Here is a 17,298-nt window from a genome sequence, read left to right as displayed (position 1 = left end):
TAAAGTCCTTAATTGGGCGTTACCTTACCATAAAGTGCGGTCGGTTTTTGTGGAATTTTTGTGATATTCATTCCAAAATTTGCAGATTTTTGCAAAATTTCATCACTTGTGAGTTTATGCAACACATTATGTCGCAATTTTCCAAACCTTTACCGCACTTTTGTTGATATAACTATCTTTTTAATTCCAGCTAAAGATTAGTTAACTTTACTTTTCCTTTGCGGTTCTTTACATAAAAGGCGAGTATAATTTCCTAGAAGAATAAAGATAAATGATTTCTTTTATTCTGGAATTTACTTAGCTTATCGTTTATGAAGGATTTATTATGAATTTTGATTTAAGCCAATTACTTCAAGGTCCAGTACGTGATTTAGTGTTAAATCAAGTCACTCAAAAACTTGGTGTATCAGCAGAAAATGGAGGTAACTTATTAACCAAAGGTCTTTCAATGATTCTTGGTGGTATGGTATCTAAAGCAAATACTCACGAAGGTGCTGGTAATTTATTTGATTTGATCAAAAATACGGCATTTCCAAGTCATGCAAATCCGTTAGAGGCGCTCACAGGCAAAGCTGATATTGATGCTGAGAATAGCTTGTTAGATTTAGGTAAATCATTATTACCCAGTATTTTTGGTACAAATACAGAGTCTGTTACAAATCATTTAGCGGCTTCTGCGAATACTTCTGCTGATGCGGCTAAAGGAATATTAGGAATGTTATTACCTGTGGTTTTCTCATTCTTTAAAGGTAAAATGAATAGTGGATTAGGGGTATCAGCATTAACAGGTATATTAGGTGGTTTAGCAAAATCTGTGGCACCTCATTTAGATAGTAGCGCATTACAATCATTAGGCTTTAAAGGTTCTTTTGATGATGTGGTTGCTAATATGGCGAGATCCAGCGTAACCACTTCGGCGGCACCTAGCACTGCAACAGTTGAGAAAAAATCAGGCTTAGGCAAATGGCTAGTTCCAGCCTTAGTGTTATTAGCCGCATTATTCGGTTATAAGAGTTGTTCAACTGATAGTGCAGATAAAACAGCAGCAACTCAAACTGCATCAACCACTCAAGCTCCTGAAGCTAAAGCTGTGGCTGAAGTAAAAACTGTTGAAGGATTAGGTAATTTAGCTTGGAACAAAACAGATAAAGATTTAACTGTTTCTGGTACGGTTCAAAATGACAGTATTAAGGCTAGCCTTCTTGAAGCATTTAAAGGTTTAGCTGGTGGTTTACCATTAGTAGATAAATTGATGGTAGATCCTCAAACTGGAAAATTTGCATTTAGTGATTTTGCTGGCTTAGCTAATTTATTCAAAAATTTCCCTGGCGTAAGCGGTTCATTTGCAGATAAAGTTTTGAATTTAGTTGGTTCTGTTGAAAGTGATTCTGCCAAATCAAGTTTGGTTGATGGCGTAAAATCAGTATTGGGGAATTTATTCTCTGTGAATGCTGATGCAGTTAAAGTAGTTGAGCCTGAAGCAAAAGAAATTGCAGATATGTCTTTAGCTAATTTAGATTTAGATATCGTTTTTGCAACGGGATCTTCTGATATCAACCCTCGTTACTTCCGTCGTTTAAATGCATTAGCAAAATACTTTGTTGAAAATAACCGTCGTGGTGAAATCGCAGGTTACACAGATAATGTGGGGGATGCTGCAGCAAATCAAAAATTATCTGAAGCTCGTGCGAATGCAATTCGTAATTACTTAGTTTCACAAGGCGTGCCTGCGGATGCATTAGTTGCGGTTGGTTATGGTCAAGATAATCCAATTGCAGATAATAATACTGAAGAAGGACGTGCGAAAAATCGCCGTATTGAATTCAGAACTCGTTAATGAATTGAATAAAATAGATAAACAAAGGCACGGACAAAAATCCGTGCTTTTTTGTTTTTAGTATTGGAATAAAATTTTTGAAAAATCTACCGCACTTATTAAAGGCTACATCACAGTTTGCATTAATAAATTCACCATAAAACCACCCACTGTTAACCAAATATAAACTATAGCCCCTAATAAAATAGGTTTGAAGCCAGCTTGTTTAATTGCACTGATTTGGGTTGTTAAGCCTAATGCTGTCATTGCTGCAATTAATAATAAGCTATCAAGGCTAATAATAAACTTGACTAGGCTTTCTGGTAGTAAGTTAAAAGAGTTAAAAATAGCAATTAAGATAAAGTACACTGCAAACCAGGGAATATTGATTTTACGAGTTTGATCGTTGCTATCTTGTTTATTTAGGAACCAAGAGAGTGCTAATAAAAAAGGGGCGAGCATCATTACTCGGATCATTTTTGTGATCACTGCATTATCTGCGACAGTTGGGCTAATATTGCCACCAGCTGCATAAACTTGAGCAACTTCATGTACTGTAGAACCAATATAAATACCAAATTGGTGGGCGTTCATCCAATTACTGAGATAAGGATAAGCAAGGGGATAAATTAGCATAGAGAGCGTACCAAAAATAACGACTACTGCCACGGCAACCGAAATTTGATGTGATTCTGATTTAGTAATAGGTGCAGTTGCCATCACTGCGGCAGCTCCACAAATGCTACAACCTGCGGCACTTAAGTAGGTAATATGTTTATCGATTTTTAGATAATGAATACCAAGATAGCAAGTTAACAGAAAGGTTGTTATGAGCATAACTGCGTCAGCACTAATTGCATTTATTCCCACTTGGTTGATGTCTTGTAAGGTGATTCTGAACCCATATAATACAATTGCAGTACGGAGCAAGGTGCCTTTGGCAAAATTGATGCCATCAGCGGTATAAGGTTTTAGTTGATTATGGAATAAGTTACCAATAATAATTCCCAATATAATAGCTATTGTAAGCGAACTTAGTTGGAGATGGGTAGCAAAAGTGGTTTGGGCTAACAGGTTGACGATAATTGTGAGTATGGCGATAAATAATAACCCAATATAAAACGTATTTTTCATATTTATCCTTTCATTTTTTATTTTTATTAATAGTCTATATAAAGATTCTAATAAAGTTTAATAATTTTAAATTATATTAATTATTTGGAAAAAATGAATAAAAAACTGCACTAAAGTGCGGTTTCAATTTCAAAAATTTTGTTTGGATTAACCTAACCAGAAGAAATAAGCAAATATTGCAATAATAAAGCTACAGATAATGTTTAATACAAACCCTGCTTTAATCATATCGCTTTGCTTGATATGGCCTGTGCCATAGACAATTGCATTTGGTGGAGTAGCCACTGGTAACATAAATGCACAAGAAGCACCTAAACCGATAATCAATGATAAGCCGAGTTCTGGCATACCTAATGATTGGGCAATTGAAATAAAGATTGGCACTAATAATGCCGCACTGGCTGTATTTGATGTGAACTCAGTTAAGAACACAATAAAGAATGAGACCAGTAAACCAATGAGGAAGTAATGCCCTCCATCAATTAAGAATACGATACCATCGGCAAGAATTTTGCTTGCACCTGAGTCTTTTAATACCGCACTTAAGGTTAAACCGCCACCAAATAGCATTAGCACGCCCCATTCAGTGCCTTCTTGTAATTGTTTCCAGCTGGTTACTCCCGAGATACAAATTAAAGCTGCTGCCACCAGAGCAATTACACTATCAAAACTGCCCATATTTTTTTCTAGCCCTAATAATCCTGAAAGAAATGGATTTAATGAGCTACTAAATACCCAGCATAATGCAATAAGAACAAAGATTCCTAAAGTAATAAGGCGTTGGGTATTGATTTCGATCTTTTCAAAGTTTTGGTCGAAATGTAAGTTTAATTTAGGTTTGAAAATAACAATTAGTGAACCGATCATAATTGGCATCAAAACAAACATAATCGGTAAACCATACCAAAGCCAATCAGAGAAGGTTAAGTGTAATTGAGAGGCAACGATAGCATTTGGAGGACTTCCGACTAAGGTTCCCATACCACCAATACTTGCACTATAGGCAATCCCTAATAATACGAAAGTGTAAGTATTGTGTTCTTTTTGTGGTTCAAGTTGACTAAGAATCCCCATCGCTAATGGTAACATCATGGCAGCAGTCGCAGTATTACTCATCCACATAGAAAGAAATGCGGTGATAATAAATAAATAAATCACTGCAATAAATAAATTGCCTCGAGCTAAAGACATAATTCGATTAGCAATCATTTTGTCAATTTTTTGAATATGTAATGCTGTGGCTAGTGCAAAACCACCAAAGAATAAGAAAATAGTCGGATCAGCAAATGCAACTAAGGCATTCTTAGTGGTGACAAGACCAAGTCCAATTGCCAGAATCGGGACTAAAATCGCGGTTACCGTAACATGTAACGCTTCAGTAAGCCATAACACCCCAACAAAGAAAAGCAAAGATAAGCCCGCATTTTCTTTTGGGTTAAAGGGTAAAGTTTTTAATAGAATAAAAAAGATAATGACATCTGCAATAAAAATAATTGAATTTTTATTGAGAGCATTAGGTTTTGATGTTGTGTTCATCATATCCTCCAAAGGGTAAATAAAGTTCCTTAGTATAGGGTCGTATTAAAGTTAATATAATGTTAAAAATATGCAAATTTTATTTTCGAAAAATGTGATAAGGTTCAAATAATTATATAAATAAAAAGAGTTAGTTAACTTGAACCTCAGTTGTTGTCATCTTCAATAATATATAGCCCAATACGGCAGAAAAACAGGAACCTAATAGAATACCGATACGAGATAATATATTGATGGTGGATTCTGAGCCACCTTCGGTAAAAGCTAAACCTGCTAAGAACATAGACATGGTAAAGCCAATACCACATAGCATAGCGATTGCAAAAATTTGTTTCCATTTAACCTTTTCTGGCAATTTGGCTATGCCTAATTTTACTGATAAGTAACTAAAGCTAAATACACCTAAGGGTTTTCCGAGTAATAGCCCTAAAGCAATGCCTAAAGGTAAGGTGGATAAAATCATGTCTTGAGAGACATTATGAAGAGACACACCTGCATTAGCAAAGGCAAATAAAGGTAACACAAAGAATGAGCACCAAGGCGAAAGAATATGTTCGAAAGAGTGTAAGGGGCTATTTCCCTGTTTATCTTTCATTGGTATACAAAAACCAATAATGACACCTGCTAAGGTTGCATGGACTCCTGATTTTAATACCGCAGCCCATAAGATCAGTCCAAATACTAAATAACCACAGATATGCCCTGATTTATTGCGATTTAAAGTTATTAAACCAATAATAGCTAAAATTGCTACAGATAAAGCTGGCATACTCAACTCTTCAGAATAAAATACTGCAATCACAACAATTGCACCTAAATCATCAATAATAGCAAGGGCTAATAAAAAGACTTTGAGAGGTAGAGGTACACGTGTTCCCAATAATGCGACAATACCTAAAGCAAATGCAATATCCGTGGCCATTGGAATTGCCCATCCATTAGCTAATTCAGGATGATTTTGGGTGATAAAATAATAGATCATGGCGGGTACAATCATGCCACCAATAGCTGCGATTGCAGGGAAGATCGCTTGTTGATAACTGGCGAGCGATCCCTCAAGCATTTCACGTTTTACTTCAAGCCCGACAAGTACAAAGAAAACAGCCATAAAACCATCATTTATCCAATGTAAAAGGTGCTTATTGATAATAAAGTCACCAAATTGCACTCGTACAGGAATATCGAGAAAAGAAAAATATAGCGAGCTTAATGGGGTATTTGCAAAAATCATGGCAAGTAACGCGAAAAAGAATAATAAAATGCCACTAGCTGACTCCATTTTGAAAAAACGTTCTAATTGAGCCATCAACATATTACATACCTCCTTAAAAAAACGTAATAGGTATAATGATATTATCATAATTTATTATATTTTCATTATATATTGGTTGGATATTTGTTAAATTAGAGTTGTAATTAAATGAAATTTACTATTTTCATATAAATAGTAAGTTTTTATTTAATTTTATTCTCTGTGCTAGTACGGAGGTCGGGAGGAGAAAAAATAAAAAAAGTGCGGTGAATTTTTAAAAAATTTACCGCACTTTAGTTACGCTTTATGAAAGATTAAAGATAACCATATAAGCCTGTGAAGATATAACCGAAGATACATGATGTAATTACACCGATTAATCCCACTAATATGAAGCTGTGATTGATAACAAATTTACCAATGTGGGTTGTACCTGAACGGTCAAATTGAATTGCAGCTAAGTCACTTGGATAAGTTGGTAAAATATAGTAACCATAACAAGCTGAAGCAAATGCAAGGATAATCGCAGGATCAACACCAATGCTTAATGCTAATGGTACGAAAGCCACTAAAGCCGCAGCTTGTGAGTTTACAAATTTAGAGATGAGTAACAACATTACTGCATAGGTCCAAGGGTGTGCTTTTACAATATCACCAAGGGCAGCTTTCATCATTGGAGTATGTACAGTAAACATGGTTTCCGCCATCCAAGAAATACCAAATACAGCGACTAATGCGATCATACCTGAACGGAAGATTTCATTTTTACTGATTTTACCTGGCTCAGTTTTAGTGAATACAACAATTAGCGCACCAGCTAACAGCATGAAAATTTGAATAACGTGTACCATACCTAAGGTAGATTTTTTCTTCACGCTATCTTTTAATAGGATAGAGGCATCATTAATCGTTTCGGATTTATCACCTGCGGTAATAACAACATTATTATCTTGTGTAGAAACGGTTTGTGCGAGCACCCCTTTATCATCATAAATATCAATTGCATTATAGGCAATTTTGGCTTTACCTTTGTTTTCTTTAACGTCAATAGCCATTTTGCCATCTTTTGCGGTAGCAACAATTTTACCGTCTTTTACATTGATACTTTTTACTGTTTTGTCAGCTGATACAATTTCAACTACTTGAGCGGGCACAGATTTTTCGAAAGAAGGGCGTAAATCTTTAAAGTAACCTAATAAAGCCACTAATAGAATGGTGCCAAAGAAGATCCACATTGCATTCCAGCTGGATTGTGGCAATTTTTTGTCTAATAGTGAAGTAGTTTCACCATAAACATATTTTTTGAATTCAGGATCTTTAAGTTTTTCTTGGAATTCTGGGTCTTTATCTAAATCTTTGCCACGGAACCAACTGAAAATACCAATAGCTAATACACCACAAAGTGTAGAAGGTACGGTGATTTTTAATAGATCTAAGTAACCATCAAAACCTGCTAATGGTGTTTTCGCATTGATTAAGAAGGCTGTTAAGGTGACTACAGCAACTGAAACTGGTGAGGCAATAATCCCCATTTGAGAGGCAATAGAACTAGCAGCCATAGGTCGTTCAGGGCGAATATCATTTTTGATAGCAATATCATAAATAATAGGTAACATAGTATAAACAACGTGACCTGTCCCACAAAGAATAGTTAATGTACAGGTTACAAAGGGGGCAAGTATACTCACGTATTTAGGATTTCTACGTAACATTTTTTCTGCAATTTGTAACATTACATCTAAACCACCACTGGCCTGTAATGTTGCAGATGTTACCACCACAGCAAGAATGGTTAGCATAACATCAATTGCTGGTTTGCCAGGTTCGATACCAAAGCCAAATACTAAAACAAGTAAACCTACTCCACCTAGCATTCCAAGTGCAATCCCACCTTTTCTTGCACCATAAAATAAACAGATAAGTACAATCGCAAGTTGAATTGCAAATTGACTTCCTTCACTTAGATTTATTAGAAAATCCATAAATACTCCAAATATTAAATATGATTAATGTATAGTTGCTAATTTTAACATCAATTTTACTACTTAAAAGGGGGTATTTAATTAATTTCTGTTCTAAGTCAATAAATGGAAAATAACTTAGTCATTAACAGAATGGAAATTTAATGAAATTGGTGAGAGATATATAATTAAGGCGACTTGATAGTCGCCTTAATAAATTAATTATTGATTGTTTTGAACGTAGTCAATTGCTGATTGAACGGTAGTAATTTTTTCTGCTTCTTCATCAGGAATTTCGATATCGAATTCTTCTTCTAAAGCCATTACTAATTCAACTGTGTCTAAAGAGTCAGCACCTAAATCCTCGATGAAAGATGCTTCAGATTTAACTTCTTCTTCTTTAACACCTAATTGGTCAACAATGATTTTTTTTACGCGTTCTTCAATGCTCATTTTTTTTTCCTATTGTAGTTCTCGCCCAATGCGATAAAGTAGATAGTGTATGTATTTTTCTAAAACTTGCAAGAACTTTATTTTAGTGGTCAAACCACGAATTCTCACGCTAGTTAAAACATACCGTTAAAATTTAATTACCTCGTTTATATACGCATGATTGCGTTACTAAGGTTTAATCATATTTGATTTTAACATTAAGCTTTATGGTTTTCTATGGTTTTTATTCCTTTTTTGGATGTATTCCATAGTCTTTCTTTGTTACGCCATGTAAAGTCCGCCATTTACATGTAATGTTGTTCCTGTAATGTAGCTTGCATCTTCAGACGCTAGGAAGGCAACAGCTTTAGCAATATCCTTAGGCTCGCCTAGATGACCCGCTGGAACATTAGTTAAAATACTTGCTTTTTGTTCATCTGTTAATACTTCTGTCATATCTGTCGCAATAAAACCAGGAGCAACGACATTTACGGTAATACCTCGTGAAGCTACTTCTTTTGCTAGACCTTTGCTGAAACCAATTAAGCCCGCTTTAGCTGCGCAGTAGTTTGATTGACCTGGGTTACCGCTTGAACCTACAACAGAACCAATAGTGATGATACGACCAAAACGTTTCTTCATCATGCTGCGTAACATTGCTTTTGATAAACGATATACTGAGGTAAGATTTGTTTGCATAATATCAAACCATTCATCATCTTTCATTCGCATTAAAAGGTTATCACGAGTGATTCCTGCATTGTTAACAAGAATATCAATATCTCCAACCTCTTTTTTGATTTGTTCTAATACTGAATCAATAGATTCTTGGTTAGCTACATCTAATACTAAGCCTTTGCCTTTTTCACCTAAATAAACAGAAATACTTTCTGCACCTTTTTCAGATGTAGCCGTGCCAATAACAAATGCACCTTGAGCCGCTAATTCTTCGGCAATTGCACGCCCAATACCACGAGTTGCACCTGTAACTAATGCGATTTTATTTTGCATATTATCTCCCTGATTATTTATAAAATAGATTTTTCCAAAAGTGCGGTGTATTTTTGATAAATTTTACCAATAACCTTGTTTAATCCAATTAACTTAAGATTAAGCTAAAATTTCTGTCACTGCGTTTAATGTTTTGACATCATTAACCGCTTGTGCAGATAATTCTGTTACAATACGGCTAGTTAAACCTGTCAATACTTTGCCAGGGCCAATTTCAATGAGCACTTCAATTCCATTTTTTGCCATACGTTCCACGGATTCTGTCCAGCGTACCGGGCTATATAATTGACGAACAAGCGCATTACGAATTGTTTCAGCATCAGTTTCAGTTTTTACATCTACATTATTAATCACTGCAATGCTTGGTGCTTTAAATGTAATACTTTCTAAGGATACAGCTAATTGATTAGCAGCAGGTTTCATTAAAGCACAATGTGAAGGAACACTAACTGCTAATGGTAAAGCTCGTTTAGCACCAGCTTCTTTACAAGCAACCGCCGCACGTTCAACTGCTGCTTTATTACCAGCAATGACAACTTGTCCTGGTGAGTTGAAGTTTACTGCTGAAACTACTTCACCTTGTTCTGCATCTTTACATGCTTTGATAATAATTTCATTATCTAAGCCAATAATAGCATACATTGCACCAGTGCCTTCTGGCACAGCTTGTTGCATTAATTTACCACGCAATTCAACAAGTTTGATTGCATCTTGAAAATCAATTACACCTGCACATACTAAAGCAGAGTATTCACCTAAACTATGTCCGGCCATAAGCTCTGGTTTTAGATTTGGATATTGTTCTTGCCATACACGATAAATTGAAACTGAAGCTGCAAGAAGAGCAGGTTGAGTTTGCCAAGTTTTATTTAATTCTTCAGCGGGGCCTTGTTGTACTAATTGCCATAAATCATAACCAAGCACTTCTGATGCTTGTTGGAATGTTTCCTGAACAATAGGGAATTGTTCTGCTAATTCAGCTAACATACCCACAGTTTGTGAACCTTGACCAGGGAAAACCATTGCGAATTTTTTCATTATATTTCCTATATTGTATGTAAAATATTAAGCAAAACCTCAAAAAGTATAGAGGATGAAATTTGTATATTAAAAACGAATTAGTGCCGAACCCCAAGTCCAACCACCACCAAATGCTTCTAATAACAGCAATTGACCTCGTTGAATTCTTCCATCGCGAACGGCTTCATCCAATGCGATAGGTACCGTTGCAGAACTATTATTGCCATATTTTTCAACGGTTAATACAACTTGCGACATATCCATCTCTAATTTTTTTGCTGTAGCTGAAATAATACGGATATTGGCTTGATGCGGAACTAACCAATCTAAATCAGATTTTTGTAAGTTATTTTTTTCTAAAGTTTCTTCAACAACGCTTGATAATTGTCCTACTGCAAGTTTAAAAGTTGCATTACCTTGCATTGAAATATAGCTAGATCTTGTTTGTTTCGGTTCAATATTAGGAAGAACTAGCATATTTTCAGTATCAGCAGAAGCATGTAGATGTGTTGAGATAATGCCTGATTCTGTACTTGCTTCTAAGATCGTTGCTCCTGCACCATCACCAAATAAAACGACAGTGCCTCGATCTGTTTCATCTAAGTGACGAGAGTTTAGGTCGGAGCCAATCACTAAGGCTTTTTTAATTTGACCTGATTTAATAAATTGATCTGCTACCGCAAGTGCATAAACAAAGCCTGTACAAGCTGCGGCAACATCAAATGAAATAGCATCTTTGATGCCTAACAAACCTTGAATTTGACAAGCTGCACTTGGATAGGCATGAGAATTAGTGGTGGTTCCTACCACAATAAGTTCAATTTCTTGTGGATCGATATTAGCCATGTTTAAGGCAGCTTCTGCTGCCTTTGCACCCATGCTTGCAACACTTTCATCAGCAGCTGCAATACGGCGTTCCTTCATACCTGAGCGAGTGTAAATCCACTCATCAGATGTTTCCACCATTTTTTCTAAATCGGCGTTAGTACGTATTTGAGTTGGTAAGTAACTACCGGTTGCTAAAATTTTACTGTACATAATATTCTCGTTATGTTCGTAATTGTCTTAATTTTAATATTTTTGTAGACCTGCCAAGATTTTATTTGGAATATCTTGACGAGCTTGTAAGGCGGCATCTTGAATTGCATGGCTAAATGCTTCAATGTTAGCAGAGCCATGACTTTTTACCACAACTGCGGTTAATCCTATCAAAGATGCACCATTGTATTGATCTGGATTGATTTTTTTTAAGCGTAAATAACTATCTTTAAATAGTAATTTTATTAACCAATTAAAAATAGGTTTTAATCGATGGTTTTGAGATTGACCTCTCACTAAGCTAATGACATTTTTAGCTGCACCTTCAAGGGTTTTTAGTGCGATATTCCCTGCAAATCCATCACTAACGATCACATCAGCTTTACCATTTAATAAATAATTGCCTTCAATAAAGCCTGTAAAATTGAGAGTTGTATCTGCTGCTAATAATTGGGCTGCTTCACGAATAGATTTGTAACCCTTAATATCTTCAATACCGATATTTAATAAAGCAATGCGTGGAAACACTAAATTTAGTTGATTCTCAGCAAATATTGCTCCCATTAAGGCAAATTGATATAAGTTTTTAGCATCGCAATCTATATTAGCTCCTAAATCTAACATCACGCTACGCCCACCGTCCATTGTGGGTAATAATGAAACAAGAGCCGGGCGATCAATTCCTTTTAAAGGTTGCAGAATAACTTTTGAGAGTCCCATTAATGCACCTGTATTTCCCGCACTCACACAACCTTTAGCTTCGCCTTTTTGAACTGCTTCAATCGCTGATCGCATAGAAGTGCCTTTGCTATGGCGTAATGCATAAGACAGACCTTGATTATTTTCAATTACTTGAGAACAGTGGCAAATAGTAAGGCGTTGTTTGAGATTGCTTGGAACTTTTTCCAAGAGTGGAGTGATTTGTTGGTTATCTCCAAACAATAAGAGAGATAGCATTGGATCTTTTTCCAACGCTTTTATTGATGCAGGGATAGTAGTACGGGGACCAATGTCCCCGCCCATCACATCTAACGCAAGGGTTAGACGGCTCAAGTGATTACCTTATTAGTAATAAATATAATTACTTATTAATCACTTTACGACCACGATAGTAACCATCAGCAGTTACATGGTGACGTAAATGCGTTTCACCACTTGCTTTATCAACTGATACTGCAGCAGTAGTTAGTGCATCATGTGAGCGACGCATATCACGACGTGAACGAGATTTTTTATTTTGTTGAACAGCCATTGGCTATACTCCTAAATTTACTTTTGCTTTAAATTAGCTAATACAGCGAACGGGTTCGGTTTTTTTGCCAACTCTTCGGGCAATTCGCCAAAAACCTGTTCAGCCACGGACACTTCACAGTGTTCAGATGAATGCATTGGCACAATAGGCAGAGTCAAAATTAATTCATCTTCAATTGTACCAACCAAATCTATTTCACCGAATTCATTGAATTCAATCGGCTCATAAATCTCAGGTAATTCATCAATTTTATCCAAATTAGCCACAGGGCTATAACAAAAAGTACATTCTACTGTTTGCTTAAATGGTAGACCACAACGCTGACATTCTAATTCAACATCAACTTGGGCTAGCCCTTTAATTACCACTAATTTTTGTGGATCAATGAAAAATGATAATGTTACCTGTGCATCGCTGAGCACTTTACTGACAGACTCAGAAAGACGCACTAATTGATCGGCTGTGTAATAGCCTACATAGTCTAATCGACGTTGAGCATCTTTGACTGGGTCAACAGTTAGGGGTAGTTTTACCTTTTGCATAGGGCGCAAATATTACCTTTAGATAGAAAAATAGTCAAAGGAAATTACTATTTTTTTATTAATAATCTAAATTATTAAAGTTGATATACTAAATTCTAATATGTTTAATAAATATTTTGTACCAGATTTCCAATAACTTCATATTAAAACCTATAGAATTTTACATGTTTTTTCATCTCTTTTTAATTAATATCTTGAAAAACATTGGCACAAACTCAATTATTGTTATAATCAAGCCTATTTTTAGTAAGGAAATCTAAATTATGTCTAAAATTACTTATTGGCAACGTTTAAAAGTTGCTTTTCAATATGCTATGCCGCAAATTTATTTAACTCAATTTGCAGGTTGGTTTGCACAGCAAAAATGGAGCAAAATTACTCATTTAGCCATTCAAGCATTTGCTAAAAAATATAATATTAATATGGGCGAAGCAGAAAAAGAGAATTTCTCTGACTATGCTACTTTTAACGAGTTTTTTATTCGTAAATTAAAACCTAATGCTCGACCAATTAATCAAAATAATGATGCTATGTGCTTGCCTGCGGATGGAAGAATTAGCCAATGTGGTCATATTGATGATGACTTGTTGTTACAAGCAAAAGGCCATAGTTTTAGCTTAAAAGAGTTGCTCGCAGGTGATGAAGAACTTGCTGATTTATTTAAAAATGGCGAGTTTGCTACCACTTACTTATCGCCTCGTGATTATCATCGTGTACATATGCCTTGTGATGGCACAATCAGAAAAATGATCTATGTTCCTGGTGAGTTATTTTCAGTAAACCCATTTTTGAATACACATATTCCAAATTTATTAGCTCGTAACGAGCGTGTGATTTGTTTATTTGATACTAAATTTGGTCCGATGATTCAAATCCTTGTTGGAGCAACGATTACAGCAAGTATCAGTACAACATGGGCAGGGGTAATTAACCCACCTCGCCATAATGAAATCAAAACTTGGAATTATGATGCAGAACAAATTACCTTACTTAAAGGTCAGGAAATGGGAGTATTCCAATTGGGATCAACAGTGATCAATTTATTTCCAAAAGATGCAGTACAATTAGCCGATTATTTACAGGTGGATACTATTACACGTGTCGGTGAACTACTTGCTTATAAAAAATAGGCTTATGATTTCTTGAATTAGAAATATAGTTTCATACATCAATTTATTTAAATAACCATTTGAAATTAGGAAAAATATTATGTCAAAACAATTTTTTGATTCAGTTAGTTTGGAAAGTGTATCAGCGAAAGGCGGATACGGTGTCGGTTTACAAATTGGTCAACAGTTATTAGATAGCCAGTTAGATGTCACACCTGAAGCTGTTGCGAAAGGTATTTATGATTCATTAAATCATCATGCACCAGCATTAGATTTAAACGAAGTGAGTCAAGCATTACAAACATTACAACAAAAAGCACAAGAAGCAGCACAAGCTAAATTTGAAGAAATCAAACTTGCAGGCCAAGCATTTTTAACTGAAAATGCAAAAAAAGAAGGTATTAAGGTAACGGATTCTGGTTTGCAATATGAAGTTTTAGTTGAAGGTACGGGTAAAACTCCAACTCGTAATGATACTGTACGAGTTCATTACACAGGTACATTGCCTGATGGCACAGTATTTGATAGTTCTGTAAGTCGTGGTCAACCTGCGGAATTTCCAGTAGGCGGCGTAATTGCTGGCTGGGTTGAAGCCTTACAATTAATGCCAGTTGGTTCAAAATGGCGTTTAGCGATTCCTCAAGAATTAGCTTATGGTGAGCGTGGTGCTGGCGCATCAATCCCTCCATTTAGTCCATTAGTATTTGAAGTTGAATTATTAGATATTCTTTAATTTTAGATCTAGCAAAGCAACAGCTAAGAAACAGATCTAAAAAATCTTAGAGCTGATAAACTAAATACTGAGTTCTTGCATTATGCAAGGCTCAGTATTTTTTTAGTCTAATTTAATATGTTTGGGGTCGTAATTAAACATTCCTATTCGTTCATCTCCTAATCTCATCTAAAAATTTGGCATAAGTAAAAAGTTTATGCATAATCGCTTTTCAATAGTTAATTAGCTCAAAATTGCCAGAAGTTTTGGTTCCAATAAAGTTGTGTTATTAATAGTTTCATAAGTTTTATATCTAAAATATACCTCGGAATAATCAAACTTTACTATGATTTAACATTTTTGTGGGTGGCTATCATATTAATGGTTAGAAAAGTTGAACATATGATATACAACTGAAATTAGGTTATAAGTTTTAGAAGTAGAGTAAAGTGCGGTCAGTATTTTGAAAATTTAGCTTATATATAGAAGGGAAAATAATTATCATTGATAAAGGCAGGTATAAACCTGCCTTTATTATAATATGGTAACTGAGTGAATAATTATTTAGTCACAACTTGTTCTACTTTTTCACCTGCGTGTTGGATATCTTTACCCACACCTTTTGTTGTTTCACAACCTGTAAGAGCTAAGACGAAAGCACTAGCAAGAATTAAAGACATAAGTTTTTTCATAATAATAACCTCTTTTTTGTTTATTTTTACAACAACTGGTTTCATTCTAGCCCTTACAATTGTAAAAAAAAAGATCTTTTCTTTATTTTTGTGACTCATGTCTAACTTTCATAATTTTATGCTTTACTTATTGCTTGTTTATAGTGTAGGCGACATACAGAAATATATCGGTCATTTCCGCCGATTTGAATTTGTGCACCATCTTTAACTACATTACCTTGTTCATTGAGCCGTAAAACGAAGTTTGCTTTTCGTCCGCAGTGGCAAATAGTTTTTAACTCTTCTAATTGATCAGCCCAAGCTAACAGGTATTTACTGCCTTCAAACAATTCCGCTTGAAAATCAGTTCGTAATCCATAACATAAAACAGGAATATTAAGCTCATCTACAACATCACTGAGTTGATATACCTGTGTTTTAGTGAGAAATTGTGCTTCATCAACTAAAATACAATGTAATTTTTCTTGCTTAAGATGTTGGCTAATCTCTTCAAATAAATTTGTGTCGTGGCTAAATAAATTCGCCTGTTGGCTAATGCCAATACGTGAGGTGACTCGCCCTTGTCCAAAACGATCATCAATGGCAGCAGTATAAACCAAGGTGTTCATATTGCGTTCATTATAGTTATAAGCTGATTGAAGCAGGGTAGTCGATTTGCCTGCATTCATTGTTGAATAATAAAAATAGAGTTTTGCCATATTAAATTTCGCTAAGTTCCATCATTGGCCAACGAGGTTTTACATCAATAGCAAGATCCGCTCGTTCTCCATGTTTTAAACGTAAATAACCTACATAAGAAATCATCGCACCGTTATCTGTGCAGAATTGCGGGGCAGGATAGAAAACACGACCGTTTAAGCTTTCCATTAATTGTGTTAAGCCGTTACGTAATTGTTTGTTAGCACTTACGCCACCAGCAATGACAAGGTTTTTATAGCCTGTTTCTTTAAGTGCGCGTTTACATTTTATAGCTAAGGTATCTACCACAGCGGTTTGGAAAGCATGAGCAATATCTGCTTTGGTTTGTTCCGTCAGCTCACCTTCATTTTTAATGCACTGATTAATGGTATTGGCAGCAAAAGTTTTTAAACCTGAAAAACTAAAATCTAATCCTGGTCTATCTGTCATAGGCTTTGGAAAAATAAACCGTCCTACGGTGCCTTTTTCGGCTAAACGTGATAAAGCTGCACCGCCAGGATAATCTAATCCCAGTAATTTTGCCGTTTTATCAAAGGCTTCGCCAGCCGCATCATCAATGCTTTCACCCATTAGTTCATATTTGCCTACGCCATCGACTTTCACCAATTGTGTGTGTCCGCCTGAAACTAATAGGGCAATAAAAGGAAACTGCGGTCGATTTTCAGGTAATTCAAGCATTGGAGCTAATAAATGCCCTTCCATATGATGAACACCTATTGCAGGCACATTCCATGCATAAGCCAATGAACGCGCGACCGTTGAACCCACTAATAATGCCCCCACTAAACCTGGTCCGCAGGTATAAGCAATGCCATCAATATCTTGTGCGGTTAAATGGGCTTCTTCTAATGCAGCTTTAATTAATGGCGCGGTTTTACGGATGTGATCGCGTGATGCCAGTTCAGGCACGACGCCACCATATTCAGCATGTAAGGCAATTTGAGTGTAGAGTTGGTTAGCAATAAGACCTTTTTCTTCATCATAAATTGCTACACCTGTTTCATCACAGGATGTTTCAATTCCTAAAATTCGCATTGAGAGTCTCTTAGATTCGTTTCTAATTAAAAATTTTTGCAAATTCTACCGCACTTT

18 protein-coding genes are annotated in these 17,298 nt (G+C 35.6%); 3 read left to right on the top strand and 15 right to left on the bottom strand.

The window, feature by feature from the left end; translation table 11 throughout:
- Positions 1 to 8 precede the first annotated feature (8 nt).
- Positions 9 to 137 carry a hypothetical protein gene (locus tag HMPREF1052_RS11575; RefSeq protein WP_005759804.1) on the bottom strand — a complete coding sequence of 43 codons (129 nt, stop codon included), beginning with the start codon at positions 135 to 137 and terminating at the stop codon, positions 9 to 11.
- Positions 138 to 325: 188 nt separating this feature from the next.
- On the opposite strand from HMPREF1052_RS11575, the gene HMPREF1052_RS03945 reads away from it, so the two are divergent.
- A complete protein-coding gene (locus HMPREF1052_RS03945) occupies positions 326 to 1,837 on the top strand; it encodes an OmpA family protein (RefSeq protein ID WP_005759874.1) in 1,512 nt (503 codons plus the stop codon).
- A gap of 105 nt (positions 1,838 to 1,942) precedes the next feature.
- On the opposite strand, the gene HMPREF1052_RS03940 is transcribed toward HMPREF1052_RS03945, so the two are convergent.
- The 11 genes from HMPREF1052_RS03940 to yceD form a co-directional block, all read right to left on the bottom strand.
- A complete protein-coding gene (locus HMPREF1052_RS03940; RefSeq protein ID WP_005759890.1) occupies positions 1,943 to 2,950 on the bottom strand; it encodes a YeiH family putative sulfate export transporter in 1,008 nt (335 codons plus the stop codon).
- Between the two features lie 147 nt (positions 2,951 to 3,097).
- Positions 3,098 to 4,486 (bottom strand): DASS family sodium-coupled anion symporter, encoded by a 1,389-nt coding sequence (locus HMPREF1052_RS03935; RefSeq protein ID WP_005759818.1) that lies wholly within the window; start codon positions 4,484 to 4,486, stop codon positions 3,098 to 3,100.
- A 130-nt stretch (positions 4,487 to 4,616) separates the two neighbouring features.
- Complete coding sequence (nhaA, locus tag HMPREF1052_RS03930; protein WP_040596267.1) at positions 4,617 to 5,792, bottom strand: Na+/H+ antiporter NhaA; 1,176 nt, start codon at positions 5,790 to 5,792, stop codon at positions 4,617 to 4,619.
- A gap of 260 nt (positions 5,793 to 6,052) precedes the next feature.
- Positions 6,053 to 7,720 carry an anaerobic C4-dicarboxylate transporter gene (locus tag HMPREF1052_RS03925; protein WP_005759940.1) on the bottom strand — a complete coding sequence of 556 codons (1,668 nt, stop codon included), beginning with the start codon at positions 7,718 to 7,720 and terminating at the stop codon, positions 6,053 to 6,055.
- A gap of 201 nt (positions 7,721 to 7,921) precedes the next feature.
- Entirely contained in the window at positions 7,922 to 8,152 is a 231-nt protein-coding gene (gene acpP / locus HMPREF1052_RS03920; protein ID WP_005759872.1) for an acyl carrier protein, read from the bottom strand.
- 261 nt (positions 8,153 to 8,413) lie between these two features.
- On the bottom strand, positions 8,414 to 9,142 hold the full coding sequence (fabG, locus tag HMPREF1052_RS03915; protein WP_005759892.1) for a 3-oxoacyl-ACP reductase FabG: 729 nt from the start codon (positions 9,140 to 9,142) through the stop codon (positions 8,414 to 8,416).
- Between the two features lie 99 nt (positions 9,143 to 9,241).
- A complete protein-coding gene (fabD, locus tag HMPREF1052_RS03910; RefSeq protein WP_005759881.1) occupies positions 9,242 to 10,180 on the bottom strand; it encodes an ACP S-malonyltransferase in 939 nt (312 codons plus the stop codon).
- A 69-nt stretch (positions 10,181 to 10,249) separates the two neighbouring features.
- Entirely contained in the window at positions 10,250 to 11,200 is a 951-nt protein-coding gene (locus HMPREF1052_RS03905) for a beta-ketoacyl-ACP synthase III (RefSeq protein WP_005759908.1), read from the bottom strand.
- Between the two features lie 33 nt (positions 11,201 to 11,233).
- Entirely contained in the window at positions 11,234 to 12,253 is a 1,020-nt protein-coding gene (gene plsX / locus HMPREF1052_RS03900; protein WP_005759870.1) for a phosphate acyltransferase PlsX, read from the bottom strand.
- Between the two features lie 28 nt (positions 12,254 to 12,281).
- Complete coding sequence (rpmF, locus tag HMPREF1052_RS03895; RefSeq protein WP_005544470.1) at positions 12,282 to 12,452, bottom strand: 50S ribosomal protein L32; 171 nt, start codon at positions 12,450 to 12,452, stop codon at positions 12,282 to 12,284.
- 17 nt (positions 12,453 to 12,469) lie between these two features.
- On the bottom strand, positions 12,470 to 12,994 hold the full coding sequence (gene yceD, locus HMPREF1052_RS03890; RefSeq protein ID WP_040596260.1) for a 23S rRNA accumulation protein YceD: 525 nt from the start codon (positions 12,992 to 12,994) through the stop codon (positions 12,470 to 12,472).
- Positions 12,995 to 13,257: 263 nt separating this feature from the next.
- Here yceD and asd point away from each other — a divergent pair, with 263 nt between their 5' ends.
- Complete coding sequence (gene asd / locus HMPREF1052_RS03885; RefSeq protein ID WP_005759948.1) at positions 13,258 to 14,124, top strand: archaetidylserine decarboxylase; 867 nt, start codon at positions 13,258 to 13,260, stop codon at positions 14,122 to 14,124.
- Positions 14,125 to 14,203: 79 nt separating this feature from the next.
- Positions 14,204 to 14,836, top strand: a complete 633-nt coding sequence (locus HMPREF1052_RS03880) for an FKBP-type peptidyl-prolyl cis-trans isomerase (protein WP_005759934.1) — start codon at positions 14,204 to 14,206, stop codon at positions 14,834 to 14,836.
- A gap of 539 nt (positions 14,837 to 15,375) precedes the next feature.
- Here the strand turns inward: HMPREF1052_RS03880 and HMPREF1052_RS03875 are convergent.
- From HMPREF1052_RS03875 to tsaD, 3 genes are all read right to left on the bottom strand, one after another.
- Positions 15,376 to 15,507 carry an entericidin A/B family lipoprotein gene (locus HMPREF1052_RS03875; protein ID WP_040596266.1) on the bottom strand — a complete coding sequence of 44 codons (132 nt, stop codon included), beginning with the start codon at positions 15,505 to 15,507 and terminating at the stop codon, positions 15,376 to 15,378.
- A 116-nt stretch (positions 15,508 to 15,623) separates the two neighbouring features.
- Positions 15,624 to 16,205: a thymidine kinase gene (locus HMPREF1052_RS03870; RefSeq protein ID WP_005759862.1), complete on the bottom strand. Its 582-nt coding sequence runs from the start codon at positions 16,203 to 16,205 to the stop codon at positions 15,624 to 15,626.
- 1 nt (position 16,206) lies between these two features.
- The gene (tsaD, locus tag HMPREF1052_RS03865) at positions 16,207 to 17,241 is read right to left on the bottom strand and encodes a tRNA (adenosine(37)-N6)-threonylcarbamoyltransferase complex transferase subunit TsaD (protein WP_005759800.1); all 1,035 of its coding nucleotides are present in this window, start codon (positions 17,239 to 17,241) and stop codon (positions 16,207 to 16,209) included.
- Between the last annotated feature and the right edge of the window lie 57 nt (positions 17,242 to 17,298).

The organism is Pasteurella bettyae CCUG 2042 (genome assembly GCF_000262245.1).
GTDB classification, from domain to species: domain Bacteria; phylum Pseudomonadota; class Gammaproteobacteria; order Enterobacterales; family Pasteurellaceae; genus Basfia; species Basfia bettyae.
Note: the sequence above shows the minus strand (reverse complement) of the source record. Positions and strands in the feature narration are given on the sequence as shown.